Raw genomic sequence first — 19,572 nt, forward strand, 5'->3', positions numbered from 1 at the left:
GGGGTTGTCACTGGCTCTGCTTGGCCCGTGCGCCTCTGATGCAGTACGGCGCCGACCAGGCCACCGTGGAGTTCTCCGAGATCCGCAACGGCACGCCGACCAGGAAGCAGTAGCCGCGGCCCGGGTCGAGGCCGGCGACCCGGGCCGAGGTGGCGCCCGTGGTCAGCGCGGTGATCGCCTGCTCGCCCTGCTTGACCGGAGAACGCTGGAGGACCACCGGGTAGTCGCGGGCGCCGGCGGGCAGGGTCCAGCGCAGCTCCACCAGCGCTCCCTGGTCAGCCGCCGCCTTCACCTGGCGGGGCGCCAGGGCGGCCACCTGACGCTTGTCGATGGAGGTGTCGGCCTCGGGCTGCTGCTGGGGCTCGGTCGTGGTGGTGGCCTGGGTGTCCTGGGGGCTGGAGGGCGGCTGGAGCGACAGGTAGACCGCCAGCACGGTGCCGCCGGTGACGGCGACCGCCACCGCGCCGCCGATCAGGATGCCGTTCTTGACGCGGGTGGCGCTGGCCGAACCGGGCGGCTTCCGGTGTCCGGTGCTCGGCTGGGCGGTGGGAGGCTGGGCCGACGCGTAGGGAGCCTGTTGCGCGTGCTGGGCCTGCCCGGGCTGGGCGGAGGCGAACTGTGCGGCTTGGTGGGGATGCGCGGCTTGGTTGGGGTGTACGGCTTGGTTGTGGTGTGCGGGGCCGGACTGCACGGGGCTGGGCTGGGCTTGGCGGGAGGCGGAATACTCCGGACTCCACCGCAGGTCGTCCTGCCGGCCCGGCGCCGTGTACGCCTGTGACGACGCGGCGGCGGCCGTGTTGGGCGTCACCCCGCTCTGGCCGGTGACCTGCGGCGGGAAGGGCGGCAACTGGCTGCCCGTGGCGGGGAAGGCGCCCTGATGGTCGCCGGTGGCGGGAGCTCCCCCTTCCTGCGGCGCATGGTGGCCGGTGGTGGGAACAGCGCCGCCCTGCGGCAGGTGATGGCCCGTAGCCGGCGGGCCACCGCCGGTCTGGGACAAACCGGTGGCAGGTGCGGGGCCGGAGTCCTGGCCGAGCAGGTCGGTGACCGGGAGGCCCAGGTCCGCCTGCACCGCCTGGAGGTGCCTGGCCAGCTCACGCGCGGACCCGTACCGGGACTCGGGCTGCTTGGACATCGCCCGTACGACGGACTCGAACACCGCCCGCGGCACGTCCGGGCGGTTGATCGGCGGCGGCTCGACGCTGAGCACGCGATACATCAGCGGCGCGATCGACGGGTCGGCCGGATTGTGGAAGGCGGGCTGGCCGGCGAGCAGGTGGTAGAGGGTCGAGCCGAGCGAGTAGATGTCGGTCGAGGCCGAGTGGGGCTGGCCGGTGAGCACCTCGGGCGCGGCGTGCAGCGGGGTGAACGCCTGCGAGGTGGCCGAGATCTCCGAGGAGTCCACGACTCTGGCCACGCCGAAGTCGGCGATGGCGAGCTCGCCGTACCGCGAGATGAGGATGTTCTGCGGCTTGATGTCGCCGTGCAGCACTCCGGCCTCGTGTACGGCGGCCAGCGCGCCGGCGAGTTTGACGCCCGCACGCAGCACCTCGGGCACCGGCAGCGGCCCCTCCTTGCGGACCTTGTCGCGCAGGGAGCCGTTCTCGAAGAAGTCCATCGCGATGTACGGCTTGCCCGAGCTCGTCACGCCCGTGTCGAAGACGGTGACCACGTTCGGATGCCCGGTGAGGCGGCCGGTGAGTTGCAGCTCGCGCTGGAACCTGCGCATCGTGCGCTGGTCGACCCGGTCGACGGACAGCACCTTGAGCGCCACGACGCGGTCGAGGCGCTCCTGGTAGGCGCGGTACACGACGGCGAATCCGCCCTGACCCGCCTGATCGAGTACCCGGTACCCCGGGGCGTCCTCGACTGGCAGCACGTCATCTCCCCCTGTTGCTGTGGAGTTTAGTGCGAAATACAGGGATCAGAGGGGGTTCATGAGGTATGCGCCGAAGGCTACGGACAGCACCGACACCAGCAGGAAGAAGAACACGTAGAACCCGCCGGGCAGGAACGTCAGCCGGGCGAGCTGGTCGGCGTCGGAGTCTCTGGCCTGCCGCCTGCGCCGCTTGTGCTGCAGCTCGATGATCGGCCGGATCCCGCCGAACAGCAGGAACCAGGCCGCCACCATGGCCACGACCTGCTGCACATCGGCCGGCGCGTACATGATCAACGCGAACACCGCGCCGCCGGTCACCAGGAGGATCAGCGCGCCGTACAGGTTGCGGATCAGCAGCAGCATGCAGACCAGGAGCAGCAGCACGCCCCAGATCAGCAGCGTGATGCGCCCTTGCTCGGTCATCCACGCGGCGCCGAGCCCGAGGAACGGCGGCGCGAGATAGCCCGCGAGCGCGGTCAGCACCATGCCGGGACCGGTGGGCCTGCCCCTGGTGAGGGTCACTCCCGAGGTGTCGGAGTGCAGGCGGATGCCTTCGAGCTTGCGCCTGGTGAGCAGGGCCATCAGGGCGTGGCCGCCCTCGTGGGCGATCGTGATCAGCCCCCGTGAGACCTGCCAGGGCATGCGGAAGCCGACGATCAGCAGGGCGGCCAGCGCCGAGACGCCCACCACCCAGGGATCGGGGTCGGGCTGAACCGCGATCAGGTGGGCCCAGAACTTGTCCATCGAGGAGAAACCCTAACCGCTCGGCCTGCTCCCCGGAGCCCGTGAAGGCAGGGATTTCCGGCCGGCATGGACTGATCGGCGGACGAGCCGGCGACCTGGCTCCGGCCCGGCTGCCGGTCGCGGGAGCCCGTCGGTAGGGTCGGCACCGTGCCCGAAGAAGCCGTACCCTCAGCCACGCCCGCCGCCGCACCGGAAGAAGGCGTGCCGGCGGAGAGCGCGCCGGCGGAAACCCCCTTCGGCCGGCCCGAGTCCGACGCGCGGGTGCCCGGCTGGTGGGGCGGCCTCGGGCTCCCCGGACTCATCGACCTCCACGTCCACTTCCTGCCAGAACGCATGGAACGCCGGGTGTGGCACCACTTCGCCCACGGCGGGCCGCTCATGGGGAACGGATGGGACATCGCCTACCGCTGGCCGGTCGAGCGCCGGGTCGAACGACTGCGGGCGATGGGCGTGCGCACGTTCCCCGCCCTCGCGTACGCCCACAAACCCGGCATGGCCTCCGACCTGAACGCCTGGACCCTGGAGTTCGCCCGGCGTACACCCGGCTGTCTCCCGTCGGCGACCTTCTACCCCGAGCCTGGGGTCGAGGAGTACGTGCGGCGGTCGCTGGAGGACGGGGTCAAGATCTTCAAGGTGCATCTGCAGGTGGGCGCGTTCGATCCGCGTGCTCCGGAGCTGGACGGGGTGTGGGGGCTGCTGGCCGAGGCCGGGGTGCCGGTGGTGGTGCACGCGAGCTCCGTACCCGTTCCCGGAGGCTACGTCGGGGCGGAGCCGATCGGCGAGGTGCTGCGCCGGCATCCGGCGCTGCGCGCGGTGATCGCGCACCTCGGGATGCCCGAGTACGACCCGTTCTTCGAGCTGGCCGCGCGCTACGAGCGGGTGGCGCTGGACACGACGATGGCGTTCACCGAGTTCAGCGAGCGGGGCATGCCGTTCCCCGATCGGCTGCGGCCCGCGTTGCTTGATCTGGGCCTGGCGGGGAAGGTGGTGCTCGGCAGCGACTTCCCGACCATTCCGTACCCCTATGTCCATCAGCTCGACGCCCTGGCCCGCCTCGATCTCGGGGATGCCTGGTTGCGAGCTGTGTGCTGGGACAACGGTGCGGCCGTGATTCGATAGAGGGGTGAACGATCGGCACGTGGCGCTCATCAGCGCTTTCTACGACGCTCTGGGGCGCGCGGACTACGCGGCCATGGAGCGCTGCTACCACCCCGAGGTCAGCTTCGGCGATCCCATCTTCCAGGAGGTCGAAGGGCGGGACCGGGTGATGAGAATGTGGCGGCTGCAGCTCGGCGTGCGTAACGGGCTGAAGTCGGAATACCGGGACGTCACCGCCGACGGCCGCAGCGGCGCCGCTCACTGGACCGCCCGCTACACCTTCTCCAGCACCGGGCGTGAGGTCGTCAACGAGATCGACGCGCTGTTCAGGTTCGACGACGGCCTGATCGTGCGCCACCACGACGAGTTCGACTTCAAGCGGTGGTCGAAGATGGCACTGGGCCGGCCCCACGGGCTGCTGTTCGGCTGGACGCCGATGTGGCGCAAGACCATCAGAGACCGCGCCACCCAGCAGCTCGACGAGTTCCGTCCGTCATAGTCACGACAGTGGAGGTTTCATGGCCAGGGTGAAGGGGTTCAGGCGCGGCGCGGACGCACGCGAGGAAGCGCCGGAACACTCGATGGACCCGCGAGCCGCAGAAGAGCCTCCCTACCGTCCCACTGTCATCGACAACGCGATCTACCAGAACGGCGAGCGGGTCGACAACCCCGGCTCGCTCGCCGACGCCTTCGAACGCCTCAAGCAGATGCCCGACTCCATGGCCTGGATCGGGCTCTACCGGCCGAAGGAGTGGGAGCTGGTCAAGCTCGGCGAGGAGTTCGAGCTGCACGAGCTGGCGCTCGAAGACGCCATCGTCGGCTCCCAGCGGCCCAAGGCCGACCGCTACGGCGACACCCTCTTCGTCGTCCTGCGCGCCGCCCGTTACCTGGACGAGGCCGAAGAGGTCGCGTTCGGCGAGCTGCACATCTTCATCGGCCCCAACTTCGTCATCACCGTACGCCACGCGGAGGCCCCCGACCTGGTGGCCGTGCGCAAACGCATGGAATCCGACCCCGACCTGCTCCGCCAGGGCCCGCAAGCCGTCCTGTACGCCCTCCTCGACGCCGTCGTCGACGGATACGCGCCGGTGGTGGCCGGGCTGCAGAAGGACATCGAGGAGATCGAGGTCGAGGTCTTCAGCGGCGACCCGTCGGTGTCGCGCCGCGTCTACGAGCTGTCCGGCGAAGTCATCGAGTTCCAGCGGGCCACGGCGCCGCTGATCGGCATGATCAACGGCTTCATGGCGGGGGCGCGGAAATACGGGGTGACCGAAGAACTGCAGAGCTACCTGCGCGACGTCACCGACCACGCGATCACGGTGACCGAGCGCATCTCGTCGTTCCGGCAGATGCTGCAGAACATCCTGATCGTCAACTCCACCCTGGTGACGCAGGCCCAGAACGCGGAGATGGCCCGCATGACGGAGGCCAGCATCCAGCAGGGCGAGGAGGTCAAGCGCATCTCCGCCTGGGCCGCCATCCTCTTCGCCCCCACCCTGGTCGGGACCATTTACGGGATGAACTTCGACTTCATGCCGGAGACGCATTGGGTGCTCGGCTACCCGTTCGCCATCGTCCTCATGGGCGCCGTCTGCCTGATCCTCCACCGGGTCTTCAAACGCCGCAACTGGCTGTAGATTTACCCCGATCACCCGACATATCCACCATTCCGAAAGCAATAGCCGCCGAAATCACCCCCAAAAAACCCATAACCAGAAACGCCTGCTTGACGAGCGGCTCCCTCCCCCAGCTCTTCTGCGGAAATCACCTCGATCTCCTGCACTCCGCAGCCGACCTCCGGTTACCATTCCATCGGCTCGGCTTGCCCGTTCCACAGAACGAATGAGATCAGGCGATGATGGCGACGCGGGAACAGATCGACGCCGCCCGGCGGCACATTGAACAATTGCGGGACTATCACGCGAATGACGTGACCGCGCTTATCCGCCTGGTGGACGACGGCGCGCTCAAAGGCGCGTCCGGAGACCGGCTCGCCGCCGATCTGCGCGCCTGGGACCGCGGCTTCAAAGACCGCTTCACGCGCGCCCTCTCGCTCCTGGACTCACTCCGGCCGAGCGACCACGGCGCCGGAGGAGTTCCTCGATGAGCCCCATGGTCGGCATCGATCCCGCGCTGATGACCCGGCTGATCGACGGCATGAAGCGGGTCAGCGGCATGATCCCGGACGTCGACCTCCAGGTGGAGCGGGCCCTGACGTCACTGGGCGTCCCCCTGTGGGGCCCGTCGCCGCTGCGCGACATCAGCCGCCAGATGAGCGACCTGATCCCCTCGCTCCAGGGCCGCCTCGACCTCATCCTCGCCGAACCGGACCGCACCCCCGGCGCGGGCGGCACTCTCTGGGCCAACGAATCGAAGTGGCTGTCCAGCTCACCCGCCGAGGGCGCGGCCACCGCCAAGACCATGGCCACGAAGCTGCGCGAACAGGTCACGAGCCATTCCCTCGATCCCCACCTGGTGGCCGAGATCGAACGGCACAAGAACGACCCGTACTTCGCCGTGGCCTTCGCCATGGAGGTACCACCGCGCGAGTTGAAGGCGTTGATCAACGCGCTCTACGGCGCCGGCCTCTCCGCATCGGCCCGCCCGCTCCAGCGCGACGTCCAGACCCAGGACAGACTCCTCACCATGCTCAGCACCATCCTGGGCACGGCCTCACGGGGCGCGGGCCGGATGAGACTGCCGGACGGTTACGCCGATCAACTGGTCGACGGGATCGAGAACGGGCAGGACGCGTTCTCGGTGAAAAGGCTGCTCCAGGACGCGGAGTTCGATCACACGTTCCTGCTCACGGTGGTCCGGAAACTTTACGACAAGGACCTGGCCCACCCACCGGACCCGAGCCTCCCGCGAGACCCCTGGGCACTGCCCGGCCCGAGAGACGCCGCCCCCGGCGACCTCAGCCCCATGGGCGCCGCCCTGGTCGCACTCGCCCACCACTCCGCCGTCGCCCAGGACTTCTTCACCGACCCTCAGCGGCGCCCGCTGGCGTATCTGATGCGCAAGCACCACTGGGACGGCACCGCCGACGCGGACCTCGCCTGGGCCATCGAGGCGGCCGGCACGGAGTTCCGCGATCACGATCTGCCACCTGGGGGGTCACGCGGCTACAAGTCCGCGTTGATCGCCTCGTGGGCGGTCCACTTCTGGAGCGACCCCAAGGTACAGAAGAACCTCCCGAACACCCGCGGCAACCTCGGCACGATCTTGGCTCAGTACACCGGGGACATTCATCGTGCCACGCGCGCCTTCAGCGAAGAAGTGCCAGGCGTGGTAGCCGAACAGGACCCTGACAAGAACTTGAAGGGCACGGAACCCTATGGTGCCCTTTTCAACGCGATGGACATCAAGAAGGCGATGAGCTGGGCGTTCGCAAACGAACGCGCTTTTCAAGCCGTGACAGCCAGCCATGGGCTGTATTCCGCCAAGATGTTGGACGAACTGGCCATCAAGATCACCAAAGAGGTCGCGGCCGATCTTGCCACATGGTGCAGATCGCACCCAGAAGCAGCGCGGTATCAAATCGATACCAAGAGACAAGACATCCTCGAAGAGCGCATGAGTCGCAGCGGAGGCGCTGAATTCGCCCAGGCCATACAGAGCCTGAGCAGGACGACGTGGCTTATAACCAACGCCGCCAACATCTCCAGCATCCAAGCGGCGAAGAGCAACGACGCGCGCTTCACCACGTTCAAGAAGATGTCCGAAAATATCGTCGGACTCGCACCAGGGCCACAAGGCAAATTCATCGGCTTCATGGTCGACAGAGCCAAGGAAGAGATTTTCGAAAAGGTCAGTTCCAGCCACGAGGAACGCGCCAGAGCGGATGCGGACTCCGCGATGGGGGCGGCCAAGCACATGTTCGCCGATCTAACAGCGTCCGCGATGATGCGCCATGGCCTTTTCGGAGACGGTTCCGTCCCTGTCGAAACGCACCCGAGCTTTCACGAGGATTACGCCCCAGGCACAGAAGCGGACTTCATGGTCAACGGGGAGATCATGCCTTGGGACAGGATGAGCGCTGCCCAGCGCAGAGCTTATGATGATTGGCTGTCACTTAACTCAACCGGTCGCGTGTTCAAAGGACCGGGCCAGTCGATTGCGTTGGGCTTCAAGGAATCTGAGGCAAACTATTCTAGGCAAGGTTCATGAAAACATCCGCATCGGCCTACCTTGCCTTGATCAGCCTCGCTACGGCGGCAGCATGTTCGAGCCCTCCCCATTCACCACCAGATACCCGACCGCTCGCCGACGTTACTGCGACACCGCACGAATGCAACCTGATATCGTCGAGCGCCATCAAGATGGCCACCGGTTTCCAGAGTTACCTCGCCGTCGGCGGTAAGAGGGACAAGGGTCGTTTTGCATCATGCTCGGTGACCGACAGCACGAACGCTACCGGCGCGTTGGGGCTTACGATCGAAGTGTTCGAGCCGTCCCCCATCAGCCCGGAGGGATTGCAGAATACCAAGGCCATCACCAAGGGCAGCGACCTCCCGGTCCAGTTGGGCCCAGGCTTCGCAGCATGGCGGAGAGGCTCTCACAATAGAACCATCGCATCCGTCTACGGATGGACATCGGATTACAAACGTCTCCTCACCGTCAACATCTACAAGGGCGCTGTGGGGCGCAATGCGCTGGCGGACGCAACAGAGTTTTTCCGACAGCTCAAACCTATTCTGCTGGACAAACAAGAGTGAGACCGGTTGCACGTAGAGTTTGAGCCAAGAGCTCACCTTTCTCTCGCCATTCGCAACCACTCCTGGCGTCCGAGGGGGTGGAGAAGCGACCGAACCTGGTAGTACGACTCGCCTTCCGCGTGTGGTTGGGGCACGATCACTGTTAGGACACTCTGTGCCTCTGGTGACAGCACCGTGACGTTCTCCGCGGTGCGTAAGTAGCCGATTGAGATCAGGCCCGGCCGTATCGCCTCTCCCTCCCCGGGGAAATGCAGGAGTGTGACGAGGAAGCCTTCATCGTCGCCCAGTATCACCGCCCCCTCGCTCCGGGACAGGAGCTGGAGGGAGGGGTCGAGGTGGATGGTGCTGCGTAGGGTGCCGGAGGCGACCGTGTCGTGTATCGCCATCCAATCGGGGCCGTGGTTGATCAGGATGCGGCGGGTTCTGCGGACCCCGTACGCCTCGTCGGCGAGGTCGAAGGACTGGCGGGACGGGGTGATGGAGGAGGAGAGCAAGTGGGTGGGGGTGCCGGGGTCGAAGGTGCCGGTGGTCGGGATGGGGACGTTGTGGGCCTCGGGTGAGCGGGTCCAGGTGACGTAGCCGGTGCGTTCGTAGGAGTGGAAGCCGGTCTCCACCAGGATGCGGCGGCCCTGGGCGGAGTAGGTGATGCCGAGGTGGTCCTCGTGGCCGTGCAGGCGGCGGCCTGGGCCGAATCTGATCGAGTAGTAGGCGGAGTCCGGGTCGTTCCAGGCGGTTCTGCCGAAGACGTAGCCTCCGTCGAACACCCGCACCGTCGGCCCCGAGTGGGGGAAACCGTCCGCACGGGTGTCGGCGGGGCTGTCGCCGATGGGGACGAGGTGGCCGTCGGGCTGGGTGGCGTGCGCCACGTAGGTCTCCAGGGCGCGCCGTCTGGCCAGCAGGCGTTCGGAGGGCTCGGCGCCGCTCTCGCGGATGGCGCGCAGGGCGACGCCGAGGCGGCGGTGGACGTAGAGGCCGTAGCGGGGGGCCTGTTCGTGCAGGACGCCCTGGGCGTCGATGGCGAGTTCGGCGGAGGTGGTCATCCTGCGTATGGCCAGGTCCCGCCAGCGGGCCCGGCCCAGGCGGCAGCCGACGAGGAGCAGGGCGATGTCCTGGTCCAGGCCGTGGTTGTGGCCTTCGCGGTAGAGGGCCGGGTTGGCCAGGACCTGCCCGTGCTCGGCCAGGGAGTCCCACAGGGCGGGTGTGCGTACGTGTTCGCTGAGGCAGACCAGGGCGGGGGCGCGTAGCGCGACGGCGTGTTCGGCCCACGCCCACGGGCTGACGCCGGCGCCGTCCCGGGGGTTGGCGCGCAGCCACTGGGCGGTGATGTCGGCGGCGCGGTCGAGGCAGGCTCGCTCGCCGCTCTGCTCGTACGCGCCTACCAGCCGGCCCATCCAGCGCAGGGCGTGCAGGTTGAGTGCCCAGGAACGGTTGCCGTGCGGGTTCGCGGTCCAGTCGATCTCGCCGGTGCCGAGGTCGACCGGTGGCAGGCCGACGAAGGTCACCTGGCCGCGCATCACCTCCTCCACCTTGATTCCGGGGAACTGGTCGCTCAGGCAGATGGCCTTGCCTGAGGTCGTGCGGGCACGCCAGAACACGTCGTCATGCTCCAAGTGGTGAAATTTCGGGATATGCACGCAGGCCAACCCTGCGCAGGGCCGGCCCCGTGCCGAGGTCGCCTGTGCGGGTCCATCCAGCCCCCTGCCAGGGTCACCCGCCCTCTACCGGGGTCGCCTGTGCCGGTCCATCCGGCCCTGCCGGGGTCACCCGTGCGAGGTCCACGTAGAGGGCTGCTGAGGCGGGTGGAAGGGAGGTCAGGGTAGGTTCGGCGGGCCTTGGTCGGTCCAGCCGGCGGTCAGGATGAGTTCCGAGCGGCCGCCCTGGCCGCTGTCGGCGCTGGACAGCACCTGCGAGGAGGCCGGGTCGATGATCAGCGTGCGCCGGACCCCGGAGGGCAGGGCGTAGGCGAACGCCTGCCCGCCGCGCCCCCGCGGGTCCGTGGCGGCCCCCAGGTAGTGGACCTCGGGCAGGTCGGCCAGGGCCCGGTACGCGGCGGCGCGCACCCCGGGGGCCGAGGGCTTGGTCCACAGCAGGCCGCTGAGCGCGTCGGCGAGCAGCGCGCGTGAGCCGCCGGGCAACATTGCGGCCACGTGGTCGCTCAGCGCGCCCGCCTCCGCGGGCAGGGCCTGGATCTGCTCGTACGTCATCCCGCGCCCGCCCATGCTGAACGGCGACCGGCCGGTGACCCGGCTGACCCGGCCGCGTTCAAAAGTCCACGCCCGGCCCTGCGCGTTCACCCAGAGCTCGGTCTCAGGGCCGCCGTCGCGCTGCTTCCTGACGTGCCAGTACGCGCCGCCAGAGCCACCGGAGCCGCCGGAGCCGCCGGAGCCGCTGGACGTGGCGGGGGCGGCGGAGGCGGCGGCCGTCAGCAGGATCGAGCGGCCGGGGGCCGGCGGCGGATCGCCGGCGGGGAGCACGGTCAGCAGGATCGCCGTCAGCGCCACAGTGGCGGGGATGGCCAGCCAGGTCAGCCGCCCGCGCCGGCGCCTGGCCGCCACCTTGCGCCACACCCGGTGCCGGGCCCGCGGGTCCTCGCGGGGAGTCCCGTACAGTTCGCGGATCAGCTCATCCATGGACGGCCACCTCCCCGAGCAGGGCCCGCAGTTTCCTTCTGGCCCGGTTCAGCCGGGAGCAGACGGTGCCGTACGGGATGCCGAGCGCCGTGGCGATCTCGTCGTGGCTGAGCCCGGCCAGCGCGACCAGCAGCAGGACGTCGCGGTCGCGCCGGTCCAGCCCGGCCAGGGCGGCGGCCAGTTCCGGCCGCAGGCTCTGGGCGCTGACCCGTACCGCGACCGTCTCCTCATGCCCGGGCGCGTCGGTGTCGGGGGCGCAGCGGGCGAGCGCGCGCAGGGTGCGGGCCTCCAGGCGGCGGTGCTTGCCGACGAGGTTCGTCGCGATGCCGTACAGCCAGGCCCGCACCCCCGCGCGGGACGGGTCGTACTGGGCGCGCTTCCTGAACGCGGTGAGGAAGGTCTCGGCCACGATGTCCTCGGCGTGGTCTGGGCCGACCCGCTGGGCGACGTAGGCGTGGATCTCGCTGAAGTGCGCCTCGAACGCCGCCTCGAACCTCGCCTCGTCCGCCAGTGTGCCCGGCGCACGGGCCGCCCAGGGCATCATGGCCGCGATGCTCTCCCCTGTCATGTGCAACCTTCCGGTGTATCGGTGCTCATGACTAATCACCCGATACGCCGATTCGGCTTCACGCCCCCGTCTCCGCGCTGAGGAAGCGGTGGACGTCGGCGATCTCCGCGTCGAGCGCCCCCTCAGGGAGTTCGCCGAACGGTTCCACGCTCGCGCGCGTGCCCTTCCGCGTCCACACGCCCTCGATCAGGCCGTTCACCAGGACGACGGGCCGTAGGACGCCGCCTCCGGGGAAGACCTTCCGCGCGTGCTCGGCGGCCAGGTTCGGCGTCCTGTCGCGCCAGCCCATCAGGTATTCGTCGAAGGCGGGGGCGAGCCGGAGGAAAGGTTCTGTACGTGGGACAGGCGCGGGGGCCGCGTTCATCGCCCAGGCGGCGCGGGCCTGGCCTAGTGGGAGTCCGGACCAGGCGGCGAGGTCCTCGGGGGCGGCGGGGTGGTGGGCGTGGCGGTAGCGGACGGCCAGCTCCTTCAGGGCTCGTTCGCGGTCGGGCTCGGGCGTGACGGGGGCGCCGAGCCAGTCGGCGGTGTGGACGTACGTGGGTTTGCCCGCGTGCGACGGGCCCAGTACGGCCAGGCCGTGGTGGACGGCCAGGGCCACCAGGTGCACGACGCCATGGCCGCGGGCCCGGCCGCGAGACGTTCCTCCAGGTCGGCCTTGGTGAGCGGGCCCTGGCCCGCGAGGGCGCGGTCGATGAGGGCGAGCAGGTCGTCGCCGGTGACGCCCTCCTCCGCCAGTCGGCGGGTGGCGTTCGTGGCGCTGCTGGTGAGGGCGTGGATCCAGGGGAGGTCGTCGGCGTGCACGAGGTGGAGGGTGCCGCGCGGGCCCCACGTCCTGACGATCTCGCGGGTCTGTACGGCGGCCTCGACGTCGGCCCTGGTGAGGGTGGCGGAGCGGGCGCGGAAGGCGAGCTGGGCGGAGGGCATGTCCTGGGCCTGGACGGCCGTCAGATGGCGGACGATCTCGCCCGCCGTCAATCCGGGAGGGCGGTGCAGCAGCTGGGCTTCGACGCTTCTCATGGGCTAACGGAGAAGGAGGCGGTCGCGCAGGCGGGTGGTGAAGGGGGTTCGGGCGCGGACGATCCGGCGGATGGCGTCGCTGTGCCGCCAGGCTTCGGTGGCCGCCACGTCGGTGCCGGTTTCGGGGGCGTACCGGACGAAGTTCGAAATTTCGGCCAACGGCCGAAGATGGGGTGAGATGTCGGCAGGTTGGCGGGACAGCACGTCCTCCGCCGTCAGCGCGGGCTCGTCCCGCAGCCCCAGGTCGTCGCACGTCTGCCGCCACGCGCCGAGCACCCGCCGTTCCGGCTCCTGTGCCAGGCGGCGGCCACGTCTGCGCCGCCACGGCACCGCGACGATCACCGCCGCGTACGCCACCAGCAGCCCGCCCGCCGCCACCGCCGCGATCACCCACGCCGGCGGGCCGGAATCGGCCTGCTCGCCGTTCCGCGTGGCCTGCGGTCTGGACTGCCGCGCCCGGTCGCTGCCGCCCTTGGCGAACTCCCCCTCCAGCTCCTCGCTCTCCTCGATCGCCGATGAGACGACCTCGTGGTCATCCTTGGCCCCGCTGCGTCCCGGCGTCGGATAGAACGGCCGCCAGCCCAGCCCCTCGAACTCGATCTCCGCCCACGCCATGACATGTCCGGACTTAACGTGGTACACCCCGCCGGACGCCTGCCCGGGCCGGAACCCCACGACCACCCGCGACGGCAGCCCCAGAGTCCTGGCCATGAGCGCGAACGTGGCCGCGAACTGCTCCGACGTCCCCCGATGAGTGGTCTGCAGGAAGAACTCCAGCCCCTTGAGCGAGTGCCCGGGAGGCGCGGTGACGTCGTAGCTCGCGCTCGTGCGCAGGTAGCTCTGCAGACGGTACGCCTGCTTGATCGGCGCGTCGGCGCCCTTGACGGCCTGCTGGGCGAGCCGGCGGAACAGCCGTTCCTGGGGGCCGTCGGGGAAGGCGGTCAGGGCGGGATCGCGTACGGGGGTGGCGGCGAGCAGGTCCTCCTTGGACGGCTTGGGCACCCGCGAGGTCACCTGGTAGCCGAATCCCTTGCCCGTCTTCCCCTCGGCGACGAGCAGGGCGCCGCTGCCCGGGTCCACCGCCAGGCCGCGTACGCCGGTGACCTTCTCGGGGCGTTCGGCGGCGGGCAACCAGGTGCCGGGCAGGCCGCCGAAGGTCACCTTCTGGTGGACGACGTCCGCCGCGCCCGTCCACTCACCCTCGGGAACCCGGCCGCCGGTGGGCTGGAAGCGGGCGCCCGAGGTCCAGCGGACGCCGTCGTACCGGTCGAGCACGGCCAGCCGCCAGTTCTGCGGCTTGTCGGCCCTGACGGTGAACAGGTCGCGGTCGGGGATCTGCAGCCACGCCGAGACGCGGTCGAGCGGGCTGACGCTGTCCACGCGGGCCGGCGGCGGCAGCTCGACGTCGTTCCTGGGGTTGTACGGCTGCGCGGCCATCGGCAGCAGCGGGCCCGCGACCAGCGCCAGCGCGGCCAGGGCGGCCGCCGCGGGAAGGCCGGTGAGCAGCCAGACGGGCGAACGGCCGTCGCGCAGGAGGGCGAGGGCGGCGATCAGGACGAAGAGCGCGGCGGCGACCGGGAGGTTGGAGCCCTCGCCGTCCACGCCGAGCAGCAGCGCCACGCCGTAGACGGCGAGGGCGGGCAGGGCGGCGGCGATCCTGGTCCTGGTGCGGGTCAGGATCTCCGCGCCGATGGTGGCGGCGGCCCAGACCAGGGTGTGCACGAGGACCAGCAGCCGGGGTTCCGGCTGGGCGGGCAGAAGGGTGGTGAGCAGCGTGTGCCAGGCGCCGGCCACGTCGGCCAGGACCGTGGGGGTGAGGGCCTGGTAGAGGGGGACGGTGCCGGCCAGCCAGAGCAGCACGTCGAGGGCCAGGGCCAGCCAGAGGGGGCGGCGGTGGACGAGGGCGGCGACGACGGCGGGGGCCACGGCGGCGGGGACGACGGCCAGGAGCAGCCCGTCCGACGGGAAGACCCGGTGAAACCCCCATCCGGCCACCACCGCGATCGCCGCCACCACCCCCAGCCCGGCCACCCGCCGCCACACCGGCCCGTCCGCCCCGCGCCCCCGCCGCTCGCCGCCGTCCCGGGTGTCCGCGCGCCGGTCACCGCCGGACGCGGCTCGCCGAGCGCGCCCACGGGACCCGGCACGGTCGTGCCGCGATGACCGCGACCCCGCCGCCCGCTCACCACCGCCCACGCCGCCGGGCGCCGCGCCACCGCCGGGCCCACCGGCCGGTGCCGTCCCGGGTCCGTGCCCGCCCGAGCCGGGCGCGCCCATCGGCGTCGCCTCATGAGCGGGTACGCCGCCCACGGGCCCGTACCCGGGCGCGCCGCCGGGCGGCCGAGCGTACTCGGGTGCAGGGCCAGGCGGTGGACCGTATCCGGGTGCGGGACCGGGCAACGGTGCAGGGCCGGGCGGCGGAACGGGTCCGGGCGGCCGGCCAGGCGGAGGAGGTGGGCTGCCGAGGGTCTGGTCGGTCATCGGGTGCCCCACGCCACCGGCAACTCCTCCAGCGACGAAACACGCACCACCGACACCCCGGGCGGCGCGGCAGGTGCGGGGCCGGAGCCGACGTACACGCAGATGACCCGGTCGAAGCGGCGCCGCACCCCCGCGACCCGCCCCACCTCCACCGGATCCCCTGTCACCAGCACGAGCGATCCCCCACCCCGCGCCGTCCGCAGCGCCTCCGCGACCCCGGAGGAGCCCCCGGGAGAGGCCCCGGAAGGTCCCCCCGAAACACTCGCCTGGACCAGCGCGAGCCGGTCCAGGACCGCCTCCGCGTCCGTCCGGGTGTCGGGCAGGGGCCCGGCGTCGGTGAGAAGGCGTACCGGGAAGCCGGAACGGGCGGCGGCCACCGCGACCGAGGCGGCCGCGTCCACCGCCGGCTCCGTCAGCCCCCGCGTGTCGAGCAGCACCGTCGTGATCGGCAGGCTGGCGTCGATGAGCTGGCGCACCATCAGCGTCCCCGTGCGGGCGCTCGACCGCCAGTGGACGTGGCGCAGGTCGTCGCCCACCACGTACTCGCGCAGGGTGTGGAAGGTGACCGTGCCGCTGGGCGCGTTGTCGCTGGTGGGGCCCTCCAGGTGGTGGGCCTTGCCGGACGGGGGGACGGGCAGGGGGACCGTGCGGGGCCGTACCAGAAGAGTCGCGGGGCGACCGTACGAGCGGACGCGGCGCGTCAGCCCGAACGGGTCGGCGCGCACGAGCGCGAGCGGCCCCACCGGGATTTCCCCGCGCGTGCCGGTCGGCAGCGGGTACGAGACCGTCCGCGTCGCCCCCTTGGGCACCCTGGGCAGGTCGACGGTGTGCTCGTCGGCCCCGATCCGGTCCTGGGCGCGCAGTCCGGAAAGGCCCCGGCCGCCGAGGTTGGCCACGTTCAGGACGGCGACGGCGGCCTCGCCGCGCGGCACCTTGACCGGCGTGACCTCCCTGTGCACCTCCAGCCGCGGCTTCGGGGCGGTCCAGGCCAAGGCGGCGGCCAGCGCGAGCAGGGCGCCCGTGGCGAGCACGACGGGCTCGGGGTAGCCGAGCGCGAACCCCGCCCCGTACAGGAGGACGGCGCCGGCGAGCGTGCCCCGGCCCAGCGGCGTCAGCACCGCCATGAGCCGCACCCTAGGCCGCCTGCGGCACCGGCATCCCGGCGAGGATCTCGCCGAGCGCGGCGGCGGCGGTGACCTCGCGCAGCTCGGCCTCCGGGGTGAGGATCAGGCGGTGCGCCAGTACGGGGACGGCCAGCGCCTTGACGTCCTCGGGCACGACGAAGTGCCGTCCGGCGGCGGCGGCCTTGACCCTGGCCGCGCGCAGCAGCGCCAGGCTGCCGCGCGGGCTGGCGCCCAGCCGCAGGTGCGGGCTGGTACGGGTGGCGCCGCACAGCGCCACGATGTAGTCGTAGACCGGATCGGCGACGTGGATCCGCGAGGCGAAGTCGATCATCCCGGCGACGTCGGAGGCGCGCGCCACCACCGGCAGCCGCTCGACCTGCGGCCCCGTCGGCATGCCCTTGAGCACCTCGACCTCCGACAGGTGGTCCGGGTAGCCGACGGAGATCTTCATCAGGAACCGGTCGAGCTGGGCCTCGGGCAGCGGGTACGTGCCGTCCATGTCGACCGGGTTCTGCGTGGCCACCACGAGGAAGGGTCTGGGCACCGGATGCGGCTCGGCGTCCACCGTGACCCGCCGCTCCTCCATGACCTCCAGCAGCGCGGCCTGCGTCTTCGGCGAGGCGCGGTTGATCTCGTCGGCGAGCACGATGTTGGCGAAGACGGGCCCATGGTGGAACTCGAACTTCTGGTGTGCCTGGTTGAAGATGGACACGCCGGTGATGTCGCTGGGCAGCAGGTCGGGCGTGAACTGGATGCGCCGCCACTCCGCGTCCACGCTGGCCGCGACGGAGCGGGCCAAGGTGGTCTTGCCGGTGCCCGGCACGTCCTCGACCAGCAGGTGCCCCTCGGCGAACAGGCAGACCAGAGCCAGCTCGATGGCCTCGTGCTTGCCGCGGATGATGCGTTCGATGTTGCTCGCGAGCAGCTGGAAGCGCTGGGCGAACTGCCCGGCCAGCTGCGCGGGCTGCTGCTGCGCAACCTGCTGGGCCGCCTGCTGCTGCGGCACCTGAGGCTGCTGCTGGTACGGCTGCGCGGTCTGGTCGAACTGGTCCCCGTAGTTCTGGTCCCCGTAGTTGTACTGGTTCAACTGAGTTCCCCTTCTCAGTCGGTGCACTCGAACAGGGGCCCCTCGGGGAAGCCTCCGTCCGGAGTCGCCACCAGGGTGTCGTTCAGGTAGCCGTTGCCGTACTGGCTCTCGATCCGGTTCCAGATGTCGCTGGTCCTGCCGGTGGACGAGTCGGTGTACGAGGCTCCCTTGACCTGGCAGATCACGGTCAGGGTGATGTACTCCTTCTGCGGGATGGTTCCCGCCTTCGCGCCGGCCGACGGGGTCGTGCGGATGATCGTGTTGGTGTCCTCGTTGCTGGCGTTCTTGTACTGCTGCTTCGGGTAGGCCAGGTCCACCTCGGTGGTGGCCACGTCGGGGCTCTCTCCCGCCGCGTTCCTGGCCTTGAGCTTGAACGTGTGCTTCTGGTTGTTCTTCAACCCCTCGACGGTGAACGAGGTGCCCTTGATCGCGTCGTTCGTGGCGGCGCCGGTCAGCTCGTACGTGGTGGCGTCGTCGGCGCCCTCGGGGGCGTTCCAGGTGAGCTCCGCGCCGCGATTCCTGGCCTTGGCCGCGAATCCGGTCGGCGAGCCGGGCGCCACGCAGGGCTTGGCCTCCGCGCTCGGCTCGGACTCGACCTCGCCGCCCTGCCAGTGCGCGACCACGGTGAACGTGTACTCGCCTGTGCAGCTCCCGCCGGTGAACTCGAACCGGTACGGCCCGTCAGCGCCCACCGACTGCGGCACCGACCTGCCCTCGCCGGAGGTCTTGAGCGTGTACCGGTCGACCTTGCCGCCCGCGGACGGGCTGAAGGTGACGGTCACCTTGCCCGGCCCCGACCTGGCGGTGACGCCGCCGGGCGGCGCCGGCGCGCTCGGCGTGGGGGTCGAGGACGGGGTCCGCGTCGGCGTCCGCGTCGGCGTCCGCGTCGGCTCGCGGGTCGGCTCTCGGGTCGGCTCACGCGTCGGTTCGCGCGTCGTCGGCGGCACCGGGGCCCTCGTGGTGGTCTCGACGGGATCGGTCTCGGGCGGGGTGTCGGTCCGCGTCGGGTCGGTGCGCGGCGTCTGCTTGGGTTTGGGGGTGCTGGTCGGCCCCGGTACGTCGGAGTCGTCCTTGGGGATGTCGTGCTTGCGGCCTTCCGGGTCGATGACGATGGCCTTGTCGCCGTTCTCGTCGTTCGCCCACAGCAGGCCGTCCTTGACGAAGACGTCCACCGGGCCCGGCTCCTGGGTCACCCTGAGCGTGGAGGGTCGGCCGCCGTCCGCGCTGTCCCAGACGATCAGGGAGCCGCTGGCCTGGTCGGGCACGTACACCTTGGTGCCGAGCACCTGCGGCGTGCCGAGCGCGGCCGGGTCGCCGGTGCTGAACTTGGTGCTGAGCACGGCGTTGGAGGCGGTGTCGATCACCACGAGCAGCCCCGAGTCGCCGGGCGTCAGGATCGGCACCAGCGAGCCCTCGGTGGCGGCGGGGGTGAGCGCGCCGCCCTTGGCGGCCTGGGAGACGCCCTTGGGCAGGGTGATCTCGCCGACGCCTCCGTCGGACCCGATGACGGTGGCGGTGGCGGCGCGGCTGTTGACGACGACGGGCAGGCCGCCGGCGATCGTGACCGACAGCTCCTCGCCGGGCTCTCCGACCTTGACCGGGGCCGCCGCCGTGCCCTCGGCCACGGGTACGACCTCGCCCTTGGCGGTGACCGGCACCCACAGGCGGCCGCCGCCGTCGATGCGGGCCGCGCCGAGCGGGGCGGGCAGGGTGAGCGCGTTGCCGACGGTGTTGAGCGTGGCGGGGTCGAGCTGTTGGATCCGGCCGGCCGCAGGATCGACCGCGTAACCCGTGCCACCGGACACGGCCAGTTGCAGGCCTGCCGCGCCGAAGTCGCGGGTCTGGGCCACGCTGAGCTGGCTCGGCTCGATCCGGCTGACGTAACCGGTCCGGTCGTCCACGAGCAGCACGTCGCCGCCGTCCTGCACCACTCGCAGCTGACGGCCGGCCTTGTCGTTGAGGTAGCCGTCCACCTCGCCCGACAGGCCGTTGACGTGCACGATCTTGCCGCTGGCCTTGGTCCAGAGCCACGCGCCGACGTCGGCCAGCTTGGGGTTGGCGCTCGACACGCCCACGCCCAGCCACGCCGCCACGGCGACCAGGATCGCGGCCAGCGCGGCGGCGACCAGTGCCGTGGCTCGATCGCCTCGGAGCATGCGCACTCGTCACTCACCCCGGTTTGTACGATTACTGAGTGTTTCGCCCCCGTGTTATCGGGCATCACCCTAG

At 70.7% G+C, this 19,572-nt stretch carries 15 protein-coding genes and 1 pseudogene; 6 read left to right on the forward strand and 10 right to left on the reverse strand.

All coding sequences use genetic code 11. From position 1 onward, the window contains the following. Window positions 1-7 precede the first annotated feature (7 nt). On the reverse strand, window positions 8-1,876 hold the full coding sequence (locus tag AB0C28_RS10440; protein ID WP_358073666.1) for a protein kinase: 1,869 nt from the start codon (window positions 1,874-1,876) through the stop codon (window positions 8-10). 45 nt (window positions 1,877-1,921) lie between these two features. After that, window positions 1,922-2,620: a M50 family metallopeptidase gene (locus AB0C28_RS10445; protein WP_346113397.1), complete on the reverse strand. Its 699-nt coding sequence runs from the start codon at window positions 2,618-2,620 to the stop codon at window positions 1,922-1,924. A gap of 147 nt (window positions 2,621-2,767) precedes the next feature. Here AB0C28_RS10445 and AB0C28_RS10450 point away from each other — a divergent pair, with 147 nt between their 5' ends. The 6 genes from AB0C28_RS10450 to AB0C28_RS10475 all read left to right on the forward strand — a co-directional run bounded on the left by AB0C28_RS10450 (window position 2,768) and on the right by AB0C28_RS10475 (window position 8,436). Continuing rightward, window positions 2,768-3,739, forward strand: a complete 972-nt coding sequence (locus AB0C28_RS10450; protein ID WP_357844877.1) for an amidohydrolase family protein — start codon at window positions 2,768-2,770, stop codon at window positions 3,737-3,739. A gap of 4 nt (window positions 3,740-3,743) precedes the next feature. Next, window positions 3,744-4,217, forward strand: a complete 474-nt coding sequence (locus AB0C28_RS10455) for a nuclear transport factor 2 family protein (RefSeq protein ID WP_357844874.1) — start codon at window positions 3,744-3,746, stop codon at window positions 4,215-4,217. 19 nt (window positions 4,218-4,236) lie between these two features. Next, window positions 4,237-5,355, forward strand: coding sequence for a magnesium and cobalt transport protein CorA (locus tag AB0C28_RS10460; protein ID WP_358073667.1), 1,119 nt, complete (start codon window positions 4,237-4,239; stop codon window positions 5,353-5,355). A 218-nt stretch (window positions 5,356-5,573) separates the two neighbouring features. Next, window positions 5,574-5,825, forward strand: a complete 252-nt coding sequence (locus AB0C28_RS10465) for a hypothetical protein (protein WP_357844868.1) — start codon at window positions 5,574-5,576, stop codon at window positions 5,823-5,825. After that, complete coding sequence (locus tag AB0C28_RS10470; RefSeq protein ID WP_358073668.1) at window positions 5,822-7,888, forward strand: hypothetical protein; 2,067 nt, start codon at window positions 5,822-5,824, stop codon at window positions 7,886-7,888. Before AB0C28_RS10465 ends, AB0C28_RS10470 begins: the two co-directional genes overlap by 4 nt. After that, a complete protein-coding gene (locus AB0C28_RS10475) occupies window positions 7,885-8,436 on the forward strand; it encodes a hypothetical protein (protein ID WP_358073669.1) in 552 nt (183 codons plus the stop codon). The genes AB0C28_RS10470 and AB0C28_RS10475 overlap by 4 nt, the downstream gene beginning before the upstream one ends. Before the next feature lie 32 nt (window positions 8,437-8,468). Here AB0C28_RS10475 and AB0C28_RS10480 read toward each other — a convergent pair whose 3' ends face one another. From AB0C28_RS10480 to AB0C28_RS10515, 8 genes and pseudogenes are all read right to left on the reverse strand, one after another. Further along, complete coding sequence (locus AB0C28_RS10480) at window positions 8,469-10,046, reverse strand: heparinase II/III family protein (protein ID WP_358073670.1); 1,578 nt, start codon at window positions 10,044-10,046, stop codon at window positions 8,469-8,471. 201 nt (window positions 10,047-10,247) lie between these two features. Beyond that, complete coding sequence (locus AB0C28_RS10485; RefSeq protein ID WP_358073671.1) at window positions 10,248-11,066, reverse strand: hypothetical protein; 819 nt, start codon at window positions 11,064-11,066, stop codon at window positions 10,248-10,250. Further along, on the reverse strand, window positions 11,059-11,634 hold the full coding sequence (locus AB0C28_RS10490; protein WP_357844853.1) for an RNA polymerase sigma factor: 576 nt from the start codon (window positions 11,632-11,634) through the stop codon (window positions 11,059-11,061). Before AB0C28_RS10490 ends, AB0C28_RS10485 begins: the two co-directional genes overlap by 8 nt. Before the next feature lie 58 nt (window positions 11,635-11,692). Next, a pseudogene (locus tag AB0C28_RS10495) lies at window positions 11,693-12,651 on the reverse strand (winged helix DNA-binding domain-containing protein). A 3-nt stretch (window positions 12,652-12,654) separates the two neighbouring features. After that, a complete protein-coding gene (locus AB0C28_RS10500; RefSeq protein ID WP_358073672.1) occupies window positions 12,655-14,961 on the reverse strand; it encodes a DUF3488 and transglutaminase-like domain-containing protein in 2,307 nt (768 codons plus the stop codon). Window positions 14,962-15,128: 167 nt separating this feature from the next. After that, window positions 15,129-16,256, reverse strand: coding sequence for a DUF58 domain-containing protein (locus AB0C28_RS10505; RefSeq protein WP_358073673.1), 1,128 nt, complete (start codon window positions 16,254-16,256; stop codon window positions 15,129-15,131). A gap of 10 nt (window positions 16,257-16,266) precedes the next feature. Beyond that, window positions 16,267-17,343 (reverse strand): MoxR family ATPase, encoded by a 1,077-nt coding sequence (locus tag AB0C28_RS10510; RefSeq protein WP_357844841.1) that lies wholly within the window; start codon window positions 17,341-17,343, stop codon window positions 16,267-16,269. A gap of 14 nt (window positions 17,344-17,357) precedes the next feature. After that, window positions 17,358-19,499, reverse strand: coding sequence for a hypothetical protein (locus AB0C28_RS10515; protein ID WP_358073674.1), 2,142 nt, complete (start codon window positions 19,497-19,499; stop codon window positions 17,358-17,360). Window positions 19,500-19,572: the final 73 nt, after the last annotated feature.

Source organism: Nonomuraea sp. NPDC048892 (assembly GCF_040649735.1).
In the GTDB taxonomy this organism is placed as follows: Bacteria; Actinomycetota; Actinomycetes; order Streptosporangiales; family Streptosporangiaceae; genus Nonomuraea; species Nonomuraea maheshkhaliensis.

Coding starts and splice junctions, on each gene's coding strand:
- AB0C28_RS10445 (WP_346113397.1), bottom strand. CDS start 2,620: ATGGACAAGTTCTGGGCCCACCTGATCGCGGTTCAGCCCGACCCCGAT.
- AB0C28_RS10460 (WP_358073667.1), top strand. CDS start 4,237: ATGGCCAGGGTGAAGGGGTTCAGGCGCGGCGCGGACGCACGCGAGGAA.
- AB0C28_RS10465 (WP_357844868.1), top strand. CDS start 5,574: ATGATGGCGACGCGGGAACAGATCGACGCCGCCCGGCGGCACATTGAA.
- AB0C28_RS10470 (WP_358073668.1), top strand. CDS start 5,822: ATGAGCCCCATGGTCGGCATCGATCCCGCGCTGATGACCCGGCTGATC.
- AB0C28_RS10475 (WP_358073669.1), top strand. CDS start 7,885: ATGAAAACATCCGCATCGGCCTACCTTGCCTTGATCAGCCTCGCTACG.
- AB0C28_RS10485 (WP_358073671.1), bottom strand. CDS start 11,066: ATGGATGAGCTGATCCGCGAACTGTACGGGACTCCCCGCGAGGACCCG.
- AB0C28_RS10490 (WP_357844853.1), bottom strand. CDS start 11,634: ATGACAGGGGAGAGCATCGCGGCCATGATGCCCTGGGCGGCCCGTGCG.
- AB0C28_RS10505 (WP_358073673.1), bottom strand. CDS start 16,256: ATGGCGGTGCTGACGCCGCTGGGCCGGGGCACGCTCGCCGGCGCCGTC.
- AB0C28_RS10515 (WP_358073674.1), bottom strand. CDS start 19,499: ATGCTCCGAGGCGATCGAGCCACGGCACTGGTCGCCGCCGCGCTGGCC.